Source organism: Exiguobacterium sp. S22-S28 (assembly GCF_043359615.1).
Lineage (GTDB): Bacteria > Bacillota > Bacilli > Exiguobacteriales > Exiguobacteriaceae > Exiguobacterium_A.
Genome location: NZ_JBHFFC010000005.1, coordinates 124,989 through 140,067, shown reverse-complemented (window position 1 = coordinate 140,067; position 15,079 = coordinate 124,989). Strand labels below are relative to the sequence as shown.

14 protein-coding genes and 1 other annotated feature are annotated in these 15,079 nt (G+C 46.6%); all 14 genes read left to right on the top strand.

Annotation, left to right across the window (positions count from 1 at the left end):
- Nucleotides 1-37: 37 nt before the first annotated feature.
- The 14 genes from ACHA8N_RS01505 to ileS all read left to right on the top strand — a co-directional run bounded on the left by ACHA8N_RS01505 (nucleotide 38) and on the right by ileS (nucleotide 15,047).
- Nucleotides 38-1,357 carry a UDP-N-acetylmuramoyl-tripeptide--D-alanyl-D-alanine ligase gene (locus ACHA8N_RS01505; protein ID WP_147510803.1) on the top strand — a complete coding sequence of 440 codons (1,320 nt, stop codon included), beginning with the start codon at nucleotides 38-40 and terminating at the stop codon, nucleotides 1,355-1,357.
- 22 nt (nucleotides 1,358-1,379) lie between these two features.
- Nucleotides 1,380-2,342 carry a phospho-N-acetylmuramoyl-pentapeptide-transferase gene (gene mraY, locus ACHA8N_RS01500; RefSeq protein WP_147510804.1) on the top strand — a complete coding sequence of 321 codons (963 nt, stop codon included), beginning with the start codon at nucleotides 1,380-1,382 and terminating at the stop codon, nucleotides 2,340-2,342.
- 35 nt (nucleotides 2,343-2,377) lie between these two features.
- Nucleotides 2,378-3,721 carry a UDP-N-acetylmuramoyl-L-alanine--D-glutamate ligase gene (murD, locus tag ACHA8N_RS01495; protein WP_147510805.1) on the top strand — a complete coding sequence of 448 codons (1,344 nt, stop codon included), beginning with the start codon at nucleotides 2,378-2,380 and terminating at the stop codon, nucleotides 3,719-3,721.
- Nucleotides 3,721-4,815: an undecaprenyldiphospho-muramoylpentapeptide beta-N-acetylglucosaminyltransferase gene (gene murG, locus ACHA8N_RS01490; RefSeq protein ID WP_147510806.1), complete on the top strand. Its 1,095-nt coding sequence runs from the start codon at nucleotides 3,721-3,723 to the stop codon at nucleotides 4,813-4,815. The genes murD and murG overlap by 1 nt, the downstream gene beginning before the upstream one ends.
- A gap of 61 nt (nucleotides 4,816-4,876) precedes the next feature.
- A complete protein-coding gene (locus ACHA8N_RS01485) occupies nucleotides 4,877-5,656 on the top strand; it encodes a cell division protein FtsQ/DivIB (protein WP_147510807.1) in 780 nt (259 codons plus the stop codon).
- A gap of 229 nt (nucleotides 5,657-5,885) precedes the next feature.
- Nucleotides 5,886-7,187, top strand: a complete 1,302-nt coding sequence (gene ftsA, locus ACHA8N_RS01480) for a cell division protein FtsA (RefSeq protein WP_393964510.1) — start codon at nucleotides 5,886-5,888, stop codon at nucleotides 7,185-7,187.
- A gap of 40 nt (nucleotides 7,188-7,227) precedes the next feature.
- Nucleotides 7,228-8,385: a cell division protein FtsZ gene (gene ftsZ / locus ACHA8N_RS01475; RefSeq protein WP_147510809.1), complete on the top strand. Its 1,158-nt coding sequence runs from the start codon at nucleotides 7,228-7,230 to the stop codon at nucleotides 8,383-8,385.
- Nucleotides 8,386-8,467: 82 nt separating this feature from the next.
- Entirely contained in the window at nucleotides 8,468-9,244 is a 777-nt protein-coding gene (gene pgeF, locus ACHA8N_RS01470; RefSeq protein WP_393964509.1) for a peptidoglycan editing factor PgeF, read from the top strand.
- Nucleotides 9,231-9,902, top strand: coding sequence for a YggS family pyridoxal phosphate-dependent enzyme (locus tag ACHA8N_RS01465; RefSeq protein WP_147510811.1), 672 nt, complete (start codon nucleotides 9,231-9,233; stop codon nucleotides 9,900-9,902). Before pgeF ends, ACHA8N_RS01465 begins: the two co-directional genes overlap by 14 nt.
- Before the next feature lie 203 nt (nucleotides 9,903-10,105).
- Complete coding sequence (locus tag ACHA8N_RS01460; protein WP_393964508.1) at nucleotides 10,106-10,429, top strand: cell division protein SepF; 324 nt, start codon at nucleotides 10,106-10,108, stop codon at nucleotides 10,427-10,429.
- A gap of 2 nt (nucleotides 10,430-10,431) precedes the next feature.
- The gene (locus tag ACHA8N_RS01455) at nucleotides 10,432-10,704 is read left to right on the top strand and encodes a YggT family protein (protein ID WP_147510813.1); all 273 of its coding nucleotides are present in this window, start codon (nucleotides 10,432-10,434) and stop codon (nucleotides 10,702-10,704) included.
- Complete coding sequence (locus tag ACHA8N_RS01450; protein WP_147510814.1) at nucleotides 10,704-11,477, top strand: YlmH family RNA-binding protein; 774 nt, start codon at nucleotides 10,704-10,706, stop codon at nucleotides 11,475-11,477. Before ACHA8N_RS01455 ends, ACHA8N_RS01450 begins: the two co-directional genes overlap by 1 nt.
- Before the next feature lie 26 nt (nucleotides 11,478-11,503).
- Entirely contained in the window at nucleotides 11,504-12,025 is a 522-nt protein-coding gene (locus tag ACHA8N_RS01445) for a DivIVA domain-containing protein (protein WP_147510815.1), read from the top strand.
- Nucleotides 12,026-12,254 (top strand) — a binding site (T-box leader).
- A gap of 57 nt (nucleotides 12,255-12,311) precedes the next feature.
- Nucleotides 12,312-15,047 (top strand): isoleucine--tRNA ligase, encoded by a 2,736-nt coding sequence (gene ileS, locus ACHA8N_RS01440; protein ID WP_393964507.1) that lies wholly within the window; start codon nucleotides 12,312-12,314, stop codon nucleotides 15,045-15,047.
- The last annotated feature ends 32 nt before the right edge of the window (nucleotides 15,048-15,079 follow it).

Below are 15,079 nucleotides of genomic sequence, written 5' to 3'. Positions count from 1 at the left end.
GTCCTCGTTTGCTGTAAACGAGTGGAGGAAACAGTAGATGGTAACGATAGCACAACTGGCACAGTGGTTGGGATTGGATGAAACCGATTCGCGACCTTTACGAAATTTTGCAACAGATTCAAGAGCGATTTTGACTGAAGGATTGTATGTTCCGATTCAAGGAGCACGCGTCGACGGACATTCGTTCATCGAGGGAGCAGTCGAACAAGGTGCCATCGCGACGCTGTGGAAAAAGGGAATTCCTTTTCCGAAAGCGGACGTGGTTGTACTGGAGGTTGAAGATCCGCTGGCAGCATTACAGCAAATTGCACGACTGTATTTGAAACAGGTAGCGCCGAAAGTCATAGCCATTACCGGATCGAATGGAAAAACGTCCACCAAGGATATGATTGACAGTGTTCTGAAACAAACGTTCCGTACGCATAAAACAGCGGGGAATTTTAATTCCGACATTGGTATGCCGTTAACGATCTTGAAGATGCCGATGGATACGGAAGTTGCTGTACTCGAGATGGGAATGAACGGATTTGGAGATATTGAACTATTGTCGAACTTAGCAGAACCTGATATTGCGTTAGTTACAAACATCGGTGAATCCCATGCGGAACAAGTTGGTGGACGAACAGGAATCGCCCGAGCGAAACTTGAAATCCGGTCCGGTCTGAAGCCGGACGGACATCTCTTTGTAGACGGCGATGAACCGTTAATCAAAGAAGTACCGGCCGAACGAATCGGATATCATCCGTCGAACACCTTCATCATCGAGCAGGCAGAAGCGACGTTCATCGGAACGACATTTAAATTTGATGGGGCGACGTTCAGTCTTCCCGTACTCGGGAAACATCAAATCCGAAATGCAGCGTATGCGATTGCGACGGCGAGAGCTCTCGGAGTGTCAGATACGCTTATCCAAGCGGGTCTGAATGAGGTTCAACTGACACCCATGCGAATGGAACGGTTGATGTACGGAAAAACAGCCATCATTAACGATGCTTACAACGCCAGTCCGACATCGATGAATGCGGCAATCGAAACGATTGCGACACTCGACGGATTCACGAATAAAGTTGTTGTTCTAGGTGATATGTATGAACTGGGACATCAAGAGCATCTGTTACATGCCTCTGTCGGGAAGAACATTACACTTCCTGTCTCCCATGCTATTCTTGTAGGGGAGAAAGGACGTTACATTGCGGAAGGAATCGTTGATCCGACCGTCCAAGTCCAATTTGCGGACACGGTCGAAGCAGCCGCATATGTCCTCCAGCCATTGCTCGGAGAGCAAACGGTCGTTTTATTAAAAGCATCCCGCGGGATGGCCTTGGAACAAATTTTCACGTATTTAACTGCAACTTAATTCTTAAAAGTAGGTGTTTGCAATGATCACATTATTCATCAGTTTAATTGTTGCGTTTTTGGTTGTCATACTCGTCATGCCAAAAGCGATCCCGTTTTTACACAGTCTCAAATTTGGTCAGGAAATCCGAGAAGAAGGTCCGGATTGGCATCAAGTGAAATCCGGGACACCGACGATGGGCGGAATCGTCATTTTGCTCGCGATGATTGGCAGCTTGCTTGTTCTGTTGTTCATGGGTGACATGGACCAGAATCATCTTGCATTGTTGTTCTTAACGCTTGCCTATGGTGCCATCGGTTTTATCGATGATTACATCAAAGTCGTCAAAAAACGGAATTTGGGTTTGAATTCCAAACAAAAATTAGTCGGACAAATCGTCGTTGGTTTATTATTCGTCTGGTTAAGCGGCGGTTTCACGAGTGAAGCGACGTATCTGTCGATTCCATTTACGACCTGGTCGATTGATTTCGGTATTCTGTATCCACTAGTCGCATTATTTTGGCTCGTCGGATTCTCAAATGCAGTGAACTTGACGGACGGACTCGACGGACTCGTGTCCTTTACAGCCATTCCGACCTTTTTATTTTTTGGTCTTTACAGTTGGTTACTTGCCGATGAACCCGGGATTGCTTTGTTTGCATTTTCGGCTGTTGGAGCGTTAATTGGTTTTCTTGTGTTTAACGTCTACCCGGCGAAGATTTTCATGGGTGACACAGGGTCACTCGCTTTAGGAGCAGCTCTAGCCGGATTGTCGATTCTTTTGAAACTAGAACTGTTGCTTGTACTGATTGGGATTGTTTTCGTCGTTGAGACGTTATCGGTCATTTTACAAGTCATTTCTTTCAAAACGACAGGAAAACGTATCTTTAAGATGAGTCCGATTCATCACCATTTTGAAATGGTCGGTTGGAGCGAATGGCGGATTGTCGGAACATTTGCTTCAATCAGTTTGATTGTCGCGTTCATCGCCTATCTGTTTGTATAACTGAAATTCGTGTGAAGAAAGTGAGCGATTTAAAGATGAAAACTTCTGAACTGGATCAGAAAAAAGTGTTGGTTCTTGGTACGGCGAAAAGTGGAATTGCAGCCGCGACGTATCTTGTCAGTACAGGAGCAGTCGTGACGGTGAACGACGGTGGAACACCGTCGGATGACGATATCCAAACACTTAAACGTTTGAATGTAGAGACGATTTTTGGCAGCCATCCGTTATCGTTACTTGACGAAACGGAATTGATTGTTAAAAACCCAGGAATCCCGTACCAGATTCCTTTATTGCAAGAGGCGATGAAACGTCAGATTCCGATTTGGACGGAAGTAGAACTGGCTTACCGTTCGACAAACGCGGATTGGGTGGCGATTACGGGATCAAATGGTAAAACGACGACGACGACGCTTGTACATGAACTGTTAAAACGCGGATCACGGACGGTCCATCTGGCCGGAAACATCGGATTCCCGGCAGTCGAGGTGGCGCAACAAGCGCAAGCGAATGATGTAATTGTCATCGAACTGTCCAGTTTTCAATTGATGGGGATTGAATCGTTCCAGCCAAATACTGCAGCTTTTTTAAATCTTTCACCGGCTCACCTAGATTATCATGGTGATGTGACGTCGTATGCGGCTGCAAAAGCACGTATCTTTGCGAACATGGATGCGACCGGACGGCTTGTCGTCAATGCCGACGATGAAGAGATCATGCGCTTGAGTGAAACGGCGGTGGCAGAACGGTTGACGTTCTCGCGTCATCAATCAGCTTACGCCGAAGCGAAAGAAGGAAGCATCTTTGTGGGTCACAAAGAGATTTTACCAATTCAAGAATTAGCACTCGGCGGCGGACACAACCTTGAAAATGTTCTAGCAGCGTTGACATTGGTTGAACCGTTTGATCTTCCACTTTCAGAGATTCAAGATGTCTTGCGGACGTTCGGAGGTGTGGCTCACCGGACAGAATACGTCGGAGAGTTTGCAGGGCGAAAAGTATATAACGATTCGAAAGCAACAAATAACGTAGCGACGGAAGCGGCATTATCCGGATTTCATTCTTCGATCGTTTGGTTATGCGGCGGGCTGGAGCGAGGTGCTGATTTGAGACCGTTGGCAAGTGCGATGACGCAGGTGAAACACGTCATTGGACTGGGAGAGACCGGGCAACGTTTTGCAGATTTAGCGGCGGAACAACAGATTGCCTCGACCGTTGTATCAGGAATGGAAGAAGCGGTCAAAACAGCGTTTGCGGTCTCGCAACCAGGTGACATTATCTTGTTGTCCCCTGCTTCAGCGAGTTGGGACCAGTACAAGACATATGAAGAACGCGGCGAACATTTTATCCGTTCCGTCCGACAAATAGGAGGTACGGCTTAATGAGGATTGTAGTTTCGGGTGGCGGGACAGGTGGTCATATCTATCCGGCCTTAGCCATGATACGTGAGATTGAACGGCGTACACCATGTGAAGTATTGTATATCGGAACAGAAAATGGACTTGAAGCAGATATCGTCCGGCGAGCTGGAATCCCGTTTGAGTCGATTGAAATTTCAGGCATCCGCCGGTCTCTTTCGTTTGAAAACGTGAAGACCGGAGTTCGTTTTTTAAAGAGTGTCGTACGCGTGCGAAAGTTATTACGTGACTTTAAACCCGACATCGTTGTCGGAACAGGTGGTTTTGTATGTGGACCAGTCTTGTATACAGCGGCAAAAATGGGGTATACGACACTCGTACATGAACAAAACAGTCTGCCGGGTATTACGAACAAGTTTTTGGCACGCTATGTGGATCGAGTCGCCTTATCCTTTAAAGGATCCGGTCATCATTTTGGAAAAAACGAAAGGAAAACGGTTTTGATCGGTAACCCCCGTGCTTCGGAAGTGGCTTTACTGGAAATTGATCCGGTTGAAGAAAAGCAGAAATACGGTTTTGCCGCAGATCGTCCCTTGATCGTCGTATACGGTGGCAGTCGCGGTGCGCCGGCTATTAATAAAGCTGTCGTTGAGATGATTCCGAAATTGACGGAAACGGACTGGTCGCTGTTATTTGTTACCGGTCAGGTACATTATGAAGAAATTCAACGTCAGCTTGGAACAGTACCGGACCGAATCCAGTTGCGGCCATTTATTTATGATCTGCCGTTGATTCTTAAAGCAAGTCAACTCGTCGTATCGCGCTCCGGTGCGAGTACCTTAGCCGAATTGACGACGCTCGGACTGCCGAGTGTCTTGATACCGAGTCCGTATGTGACGGAAAATCACCAAGAAGTCAATGCCTCATCGCTCGTAGAAACAGGTGCAAGTCTGTTGATCCGGGAATCGGATTTATCAGGTGACCGGTTGTTTGAAGCATGTACAGAGGCTATTAAAAATCAAATCCCGATGTCTCAGGCTTCACTGGCTCTCGGCATGCCGAACGCAGCAAGTGATTTGGTCGATGAATTGTTACGGTTGATTCAGCAAAAAAACTAAATGATTGCAGGGATAGACCGATAAGGTAATGAAATTAAAGATAACGGAGGGAGAGGCTTACGTGAAGGAAGAACAGCCGGCCAGACAGCCGAAGACGGATACGACTGTCCGCAGTTTAGAAGATAAAATTCCATACGTCCGTGAGCAACGCCGGAAGAAGGCGAACCGACGCTTAATCTACGTCCTCATCCTGATCGGTCTATTGATTGGTGTTGTCTTTTATCTTCAATCGAGTTTCTCGCGTGTCGCGACATTTGACGTCAACGGGACTGTGAACGTAAAGAAGGAAGACATCATTCAAGCATCACGTATCCAGGTGAAGGAGACACATGCTTTCAATGTGTCGGAAGAAGCCGTGTTAGAACGGATTGAAAACGTTCCAGGTATTCGCGAAGCGACGATGAGTCAAACCTTTTTGCATCATTACAAAGTGGAAGTCGTCGAAGAAAAAGAAATCGCCTATGCCAAGGATAAACCTGGTGCGCGGATCGTCTTAGCGGATGGAACGATTCTTCCCGGGAAATCAAAGGAAGAATTATTTGATGCACCGATTCTAACAGGATTTACGGATCAATCCTTGCGTCGTCTGACAAAAGAGCTTGTCAAAATCGAACCGAAAGTCCGGAGCCGGATTTCGGAAATCGTGGCAAACGATCAGACGGACAAAGGTGGATTGAAGTTATTCATGACGGACGGGAATACTGTCTTATTGAGTACATCGGCTTTTTCTAACTCGTTGAATGAATATGTCAAGGTGATTTCGGCTTTACCGAAAGGAAAGACCGGAACAATCACTATCGATGGCGGAATCTATTTTAAACCATATAAAGGTAAAAAATAGAAAAAATCATCCTTGATTAGATTGGTTTGACAAACGTTTGTTTTCATTAGGAAGAAAGCGGACATATCGTCATCAAATCGTAATCTATTAGATGGGTATGTCAGGCAATAACTTCTTTTCGTAAGGTTTTTTATAGTGTAGACTTAAACGAGAAGAAGATTGTCTCGATTCCTGTAAATATAAACAGGAACGATAGTATTAGTATTATGAAAGTGGAGGTGTCACTCCCATGGAAACGAAAGGTACGATTGCCGCGCTAGATATTGGGACATCGGAAGTGAAACTCATTGTTGGTGAACTTCTTGGTGGAACATTAAATGTCTTGGCGGAAGGATCTGCACCATCCGCAGGCGTTAAGCGAGGTGTCATCGTTGACATCGATCAAACAGTAAATGCCATCAAACAAGCGGTTACAGAAGTGGAACGTACACTCGGTGAGCCGATTGGTGAAGTATATGTAGCAATTTCCGGTGAACATATTCAGGTGAAAGACTGCCAAGGGATGACATCAATCAAAGGTGAAGATAACGAAATCACAGATGATGATGTGAAAGATGTTCTCCATTCAGCCATGGTCATGCGAATTCCTAATGAATTGAGTGTCGTCGATGTGTTGCCTAAAACATTTACGGTCGACCAACAGACGGAAATCACGGATCCTCGTGGTATGATAGGTTATCGCTTAGAAGTGACGGGGAAACTGATCATTGGAGCGAAGACAATCCTACATAGCATGAAACGTTCGATTGAACGGGCCGGCCTTGAGCTTGCGGGATACGTGCTCGAGAGTTTAGCGGTCTCGCGGATTGCTGCTTCCATCGATGAGTTGGAACTTGGTGTCGGTATCATTGATATCGGTCACGAGACAACGACGCTTTCAATCTACGAAAAAAATGATTTAGTGTATTCAACGACATTATCGTATGGTGGAGATCATCTGACACGCGATTTGACGTATAAAATGAATTGTAAATATCAAGATGCCAAATTGGCAAAGGAAGAATATGGTGTTGCACTGGAAGCACTGGGGGACCCGGAAGAAAAAGTCTCGTACGTGACCATCAACGGGGAGCACCGCTTTGAACCGCAAACCGAAATCGGTTTTGTACTCGAAGCGCGTCTCGAAGAAATTTTTGAGATGATTCAGAAGCGGATGACGCAAGCAGGTTATTCCCAAATGAACAGCGGGATCATCCTCTGTGGCGGCAGCTCTTCCTTGCCGGGAATTGACCAGCTCGGTAAACGGGTCTTCAAACAAAGCGTCAATGTTTACCAACCAGCAAGCTTAGGGATTCGTCATCCGAAGTACGCCGTGGCTGCTGGAATGTTACGATATGTCCTGTCACGGAGTACCGTTTCGAAGTCAGGATTGGATCGTGCGGATGAAAAGGGAACGTCGACACAAGGACGTGAACAAGAAGAACTATTTGCACCTCCTTCACCTCCTGTACACGAAGATCGCACACCGAAGGAACAGCCTCCAAAAGAGCGGAAGTCATTCAGTAGTTTCTTTGAGAAGTTTTTCGGTTAAATAAAAAATTATCAGTAAAAAAAAATAGGGGGCCCCTTTTATGTTGCATTTTGATGAAATGATGGACCAAGTAGCTAAAATCAAAGTCATCGGAGTAGGTGGCGGTGGATCAAACGCTGTCAACCGAATGATTGAACATGGTGTCCAAGGCGTGGAATTCATCGCTGTCAATACGGATGCACAAGCATTAAACATGTCACAAGCTGACGTGAAGCTTCAATTAGGTGCGAAGCTGACACGTGGTCTCGGTGCCGGAGCAAATCCGGAAATCGGTAAAAAGGCTGCTGAGGAAAGCCGTGAACAATTGACAGAAATTCTTTCTGGCGCTGATATGGTCTTCGTCACGGCAGGAATGGGTGGCGGTACCGGAACAGGTGCAGCACCAGTCATCGCTGAAATTTCTAAAGAAATCGGGGCTTTAACGGTCGGTGTCGTTACGAAACCTTTCATGTTTGAAGGTCGTAAACGCATGCAACATGCTGTATCCGGTGTTCAGAACTTTAAAGAAAAAGTCGACACGCTGATCGTTATCCCGAATGATAAATTACTTGAGATCGTCGATCGGAATACACCGATGCTTGAAGCGTTTAAAGAAGCGGATAACGTACTTCGTCAAGGGGTACAAGGGATTACCGATCTAATCGCCGTACCAGGTCTGATTAACTTGGACTTTGCCGACGTCAAAACGATCATGACAGAAAAAGGTTCTGCTTTGATGGGTGTCGGTGTTGCAACCGGCGAACATCGTGCGACGGAAGCGGCGAAAAAAGCCATTTCGAGTCCGTTGCTTGAAACATCAATCGAGGGTGCGAAAGGCGTCTTGATGAACATCACAGGTAGCGCGAACTTAAGCCTGTATGAAGTAACGGAAGCAGCTCAGATTGTCCAAAGTGCTGCAGATGAAGAGGTGAACTTAATCTTCGGTTCTGTCATCAATGACAATCTGGAAGATGAAATCATCGTGACGGTCATCGCGACAGAATTCGAAAATGAACCGCTTGATTTTGAAATTCCATCAGCTCAGGAAATGATGAAGAACCTGCTTAAGAAAAAGCAGGCTGCACCATCGCCGGTAGCGGAAGAACCAAAACCGCAAGTCGAAGAGGCACCTAGTAGCTCGAACCAAGAATCAGCAAAAGGGTCAGATGTCGAAGAGACGATGGACATTCCTTCTTTCCTTCGCCGGAACAACCGTTAATTCGATCTTTCAGGGACACGACTGCTAGATGAAGAGGTGTCGCGTAAGCGACGCCTCTTTTTTTAAAAAAGGATGGGATGAGATGTTTGGTCAATGGATAAAATGGGATACACCGACAGGGACGGTTCGAGCAGCCTTTACGACGAAGTTCTCAGCACCGCACGGAAACGGAAATTTGGGGTTACATGTTAAAGATGATGCTGAAGGTGTTGTTGAGAATCGTCAAGTCATCGTGCGGCAACTGGAGTTGGCACTCGAAAATTCGGTCTGGGCAGAACAAGTGCATGGAAATCATGTTGAACAAGTGACGACACTGGATTCCGGACGCGGAGCGCTGGATTATGAAACGGCCATCAAGGGTACAGATGGACTGGTGACGACGGATTCGAACGTGGCGTTGATGATGCTATTTGCTGATTGTGTGCCACTTCTTTTTTGCGATCCTCGAACAGGCATCATTGCGAATGTCCATGCTGGTTGGCGTGGTACCGTTGCTAACATCGTCGAAGCGACATTAACGAAAATGGAACAAGCAGGTGCGGATCGTGCCTCCGTCCAAATGGTGATCGGTCCATCCATTCGTGAGTGTTGTTATGAGGTGGACGGTCCTGTGTTGGAAGCAATTGATCGACTTGGTCTTGAAGAATCCCCGTATATCAAAAAAGACAATGGAAAAGCGATGTTGTCGCTGCAAAAAACCAATGCCATGTTAGCGGAACAGAGTGGGATTGGCGACGTTCAGGATACTGGACTTTGTACAAATTGTCAGGCCGAAGATTACTTCTCCTATCGTCACGGAGATCACGGCGGTCGATTCGCTAGTTTGATTGTAAAGGAGTCTCTTGATGTCAATTTCTGAAAATGTCAAACATGTTCAACAAAATATGAAACAGGCTTATGAAAAGACCGATCAAAAAAAGCAGGTACAATTGATTGGTGTGACGAAATCAGTGTCAAGTGAAGTCGCAGCAGAATTGCTGGCAGCAGGTGTGACAGCCCTTGGCGAGAATCGTCCGGATGGCTTAACGGATAAACAAGCAGCTTTAGGACGCAATGCATGTGAATGGCATTTTATCGGTACGCTCCAAACACGAAAAGTTCGGCAAATCATTGATCAAATCGACGTTTTGCATTCATTGGATCGTTTACATTTGGCGGAAGAAATCAACAAGCGGGCAAAGCAGCCGATTGATTGCTTCATTCAAGTCAATGTATCGGGGGAAGCTTCCAAACAAGGAATCGACCCGACCGACTTGCCTTCTTTTTTGCACGAATTGGGACAGTATCCGATGGTCCGCATCATCGGCTTAATGACGATGGCGCCTTTAACGGAAAACGAAGAAACCATCCGGTCGGTTTTCCGGTCATTACGTCAGTTGCGGGATGAAGTGGCAGTTCGTCGCCTTTCCTATGCTCCGTGTACGGAACTGTCGATGGGTATGTCATCTGACTATGCCATTGCGATTGAAGAAGGGGCTACGCATGTCCGCGTCGGGACAGTGTTGGTACAATCATAAAAACGAGCAATCTAGATGAAAGGAGAATGGATATGGGATTCAAATCAAAAATACAAAATCTATTTCTCGGAAATACAGACGATTTAGATGAACTCGAATATGAAAATGATGCTACAATAAATAAAGGTAGAGACGCTTCACAGCAAGAATATGAGGAGTATTATGAGGAATCTACCCCGAGTGTTACTCAAAAGGAGGAGCCTGTGAGACAGACGAACATCGTACCCATCCATACTAAAAAGGCAAAATCACAAGTCATTCTCAGTGAACCGCGTGTATTTAACGAAGCGCAGGAAATTGGCGAGCATCTTCGTCAAAATCGTGCTGTCATCGTCAACATGCAAAGGATGTCGAAAGATCAGTCACGTCAAATGATTAATTTCTTGTCAGGTGTCGTGTTTGCTTTAGATGGAACGATTACGACAATCAGTCAAAATACACTCCTCTGTGTCCCGAACAACGTCGAGTTGGCCGGAAGTATTTCGAACCTGCTCGGTGAAGATGATATCAACCATAAGGGGTGGTAAACATGGATTCACAAGTTATGTACGCAATCGGGCGTACGTTAAGCACATTACTTCAATATTACAGCTATGTCATGATTGCTTATATTCTGTTGTCGTGGTTCCCAAATGCACGGGAATCCCGATTCGGTCAAGTCTTGGCGATGTTAGTTGAACCGTTTCTCGCGCCATTCCGACGGATTATCCCGCCCATCGGAGGAATGCTCGATATTTCGCCTATCGTTGCCTTTTTAGTGCTTAACTTAGCACAGGCAGGCATTGGAGCTATCTTCTTCTAATGAGCGTGTATGATCATTATCGCGGACATGAGCGGGAGTTCGTCGATCTCGTCTTAAACTGGATCGACCATGTCGAAGCGACGTATACGTTCAAAGTAACTGATTTTTTGGATCCCCGTGAACAACAGATCACACGTGAACTCGTCGGAACGAAATGTGCCCTCTTTTTTGAGGGCGGTTTCGAAGGGGCGGAACGCAAACGTGCTTTGATTGCACCGGATTATTATGAGCTTGATGCCGACGATTTTGATATTGCCATTTATCGCATCCATTATCCTACCAAATTCGTGGAGCTCTCGCATCGTCAGGTGACAGGTACTTTGCTGAACGTGGGTCTAAAACGCGGGAAGTTCGGGGATGTCGTCATTCAGGATCAAGTAGTCCAATTCGCCGTGGCGCAAGATGTAGCCTCTTATATCGAAGTGAATGTCGAACGGGCGGGAAAAACAAAAATCCGTTTATCCCTCGTTGATTCACAGGATCAGCTGAAAATCAAAGATCAAGAATGGCAAGAGGAACTCGGGTTCGTCAGTTCTCTTCGATTTGATACGGTTGTCAGCGAGATTCTTGGATTTTCAAGACAAAAAGCACAAAGCTTGATTAAGCAGGGCGAAAGCAAAGTCAATTATAAAATTGTCGAGGATCCAAGCTTCCTGCTGGAAGAAGGCGACCTTTTGTCACTTCGCGGAACGGGGCGTGTCAAGTTGATCGCCGTACTCGGCTCAACAAAACGGGATCGGATTAAATTACAATACGGTCTGCTAAAAGGTTAACCAACAAGCTGAGGGAGGATTTCATCATGCCATTGACGCCACTGGATATTCACAATAAGGAATTTACACGAAAGTTTCGCGGCTATGACGAAGATGAGGTCAATGAATTTCTTGATCAAGTCATCAAAGATTTTGAACTGTTGCTCCGTGAAAACCGTCAACAGCAAGAAGTCATTCAAAATATGCAGTCCCGTGTCGATTACTTCAGCTCGATGGAGGAGACGTTAAATAAATCCATCATCGTGGCGCAAGAAGCGGCTGAAGAAGTGAAGGCGAATGCGACGAAAGAAGCAAGTTTGATTGTCAAACAAGCGGAACGGGAAGCGGAACAATTACAAGATTCTGCCCAGCGACGGGCGCAACGGACTGATTTTGAAGTGGAACAGATGCGTAAAAAAATCGAATTGTACCGGAATCGGTTCAAAGTATTGATTGATGCACAGATGGAATTGTTGACGAGTCACGATTGGGATGCCTTTGACGGGGCAGCGCGTAGTGCGCTTGACGAGATTCCGGCAGTTGCGTATAATGACGACGATGTCGTATAAGCTAAATCATTGAAAAGGACACGTTTTTTATCTAGATACTGTCAGCGAATCGGGGACTGGTGTGAGCCCGATCAGTGACGGATAAAAAATATCCCCTTTGAGTGTGAAACTGAAAATATTCAGTAAGTTTCACCGTCTCGCCTTCGTTATCGGGCTCTTAAGTGGTAGTCCGTCAGTCAGGATTGCTAGTAGGGTGGTACCGCGAGTTCAAGCCAAACTCGTCCCTATCAGGGGATGAGTTTGGCTTTTTTTGTACGCAAAATTCAGAGAAGTGAGGGAATGCCAGATGGAATACAAAGATACGTTATTGATGATGAAAACCGAATTTTTAATGCGAGGAAACCTGCCAAAACGTGAACCGGATATGCAGGCACGTTGGAACGAGATGAACCTGTACGAAGCGGTTCAAGAAAAAAATGCCGGGAAACCGACATTCATTCTGCATGATGGTCCTCCCTATGCAAACGGAGACATCCATATGGGGCATGGATTAAATAAAGTCTTAAAAGATATCGTTGTTCGTTACAAATCGATGAATGGGTTCCGTTCTCCGTACGTACCGGGTTGGGACACGCACGGTCTGCCAATCGAAACGGCTTTACAAAAAGCGGGTGTCGACCGGAAATCGATGTCGGTCGCAGAATTCCGTGAGCTTTGTGCGAAATATGCACTGGAGCAAGTCGATCACCAACGTGAACAATTTAAGCGTCTCGGTGTCCTCGGTGACTATGATAACCCATACATCACGCTACAACCGGAATTCGAAGCAGCACAAATTCGTCTGTTCGGCGATATGGCGAACAAGGGCTACATCTATAAAGGGAAAAAACCGGTGTACTGGTCACCTTCATCAGAGTCAGCTCTCGCAGAAGCTGAAATCGAATACCAAGATAAACGTTCTGCGGCGATCTATGTGGCGTTCCAAGTCATGGACGGAAAAAACATCTTGGAGCCGACGGATCATTTCGTCATCTGGACGACGACACCTTGGACGATTCCAGCAAACCTCGGAATCTCAGTCAGTGGTGAGTTAACGTATGCACGAATTGAACACGAAGGAAAAGGCTATATCGTGGCTGAGACACTCGTACCAGAAGTAATCGAAGCACTCGGCTGGGAAAACGCTACGGTGGGTCGTGTCTTCAACGGAGCCGACTTTGAGTACATCAAAGCGAAACATCCACTCTACGACCGGGAATCCCTTGTCATGCTCGGAGATCATGTCACGGCAGAAGCGACCGGTGTCGTTCATACAGCACCTGGACACGGGGAAGATGACTTCAGAATCGGTCAGGCGTATGGACTGGATATCCTTTGCCCGGTTGATGACAAAGGTGTCATGACAGCAGAAGCTCCTGGTTTTGAAGGATTATTCTATGAAGATGCCAACAAAGAAATCGGTGTGGCGTTAGAAGAAGCCGGTGCTTTATTAAAATTATCATTCATCAAACACTCGTATCCGCATGATTGGCGGACGAAAAAACCAGTTATCTTCCGGGCGACACCTCAGTGGTTCGCTTCGATTAAAGATTTCCGGGCTGAAATCCTCGACGAGATTAAAGAAGTCCAGTGGGTGCCGGAGTGGGGCGAAACACGTCTCCACAACATGTTCAAAGACCGCGGAGACTGGGTCATTTCCCGTCAACGGGCGTGGGGCGTACCGTTGCCGATCTTCTATGCAGAAGACGGTACGGAAATCGTCACACCGGAAACGATTGACCACATCGCGAATCTGTTCGCAGCACACGGATCAAACGTCTGGTATGAGCGTGAAGCCGTTGACTTACTACCAGAAGGGTTCACGCATCCGGCAAGCCCGAACGGTATCTTCAAAAAAGAGACGGATATCATGGATGTCTGGTTCGATTCCGGGTCATCCCATGCAGGTGTTCTTGCGACACGTCCGGAACTCGAACGTCCAGCCGATTTGTATTTGGAAGGTTCTGACCAATACCGTGGATGGTTCAACTCCTCGCTTTCGACAGCTGTCGCGACGACAGGAAAAGCGCCATACAAAGCGGTCGTCAGTCACGGATTCGTCCTTGATGGTCAAGGACGGAAGATGTCGAAATCAATCGGAAATACGATTGCACCAATCCAGATCATGCAACAATTTGGTGCGGAAATTCTTCGCCTTTGGGTCGCTTCCGTCGATTACCAGTCGGATGTTCGGGCTTCGATGGACAATTTCAAACAAGTATCGGAATCGTACCGCAAAATTCGGAATACGGTTCGGTTCTTGCTTGGTAACCTCGATCAGTTTGATTACACGACACATCGTGTTGCGTTTGCTGACTTACCGGAATCCGACCGCTTCATGCGTACAAAACTGGATCAACTCATCGGCAAAGTAAAAGCGGCGTATGATGCGTATGACTTTATGGCAGTGTATCAGCTGTTGCATAACTTCTGTGTCCTTGACTTGTCTTCGTTCTATCTCGATTACACGAAAGATATCTTGTACATCGAAAAAGAAGATGCACCGGCGCGTCGTGCCGTTCAAACGGTCATGTATGATACGGTCGTGACATTGTTGCAATTGATGGCACCGGTCTTACCGCATACAGCAGACGAAGCATGGGAATTCGTTCCTGGCGTTGAGACATCAAGCATCTTCTTGACGGATCTTCCGGAAGCACCGGAAGTGACGGAAGAAGGTCTGGCGTTGATTGCGAAATGGAACAGTTTCCTCGTCTTCCGGGATGATGTCTTGAAAGCACTCGAAGAAGCACGTGCTGAGAAACTTGTCGGGAAAACGCTTGAAGCGAAATTAGAGCTGGCACCGAATGACGAAACGAAAGCATTGCTTGCGACGATCGATCACCTCGAGCAGTTGTTGCAAGTCTCGCAGATTGAGTTCGTCGCTTCAGCGGAGAAATCATACGGGACGACAGGCATCACGGTTCTTAAAGCAGATGGTGAAAAATGTGAACGCTGTTGGACATATTCGACTGAACTCGGACAAGATCCGGCTCATCCGACACTTTGCCCACGTTGTACTGAAGTCGTCAATTCTTTATAATGAATCAGGGAGGGGCAGCTACGGCGACTTCG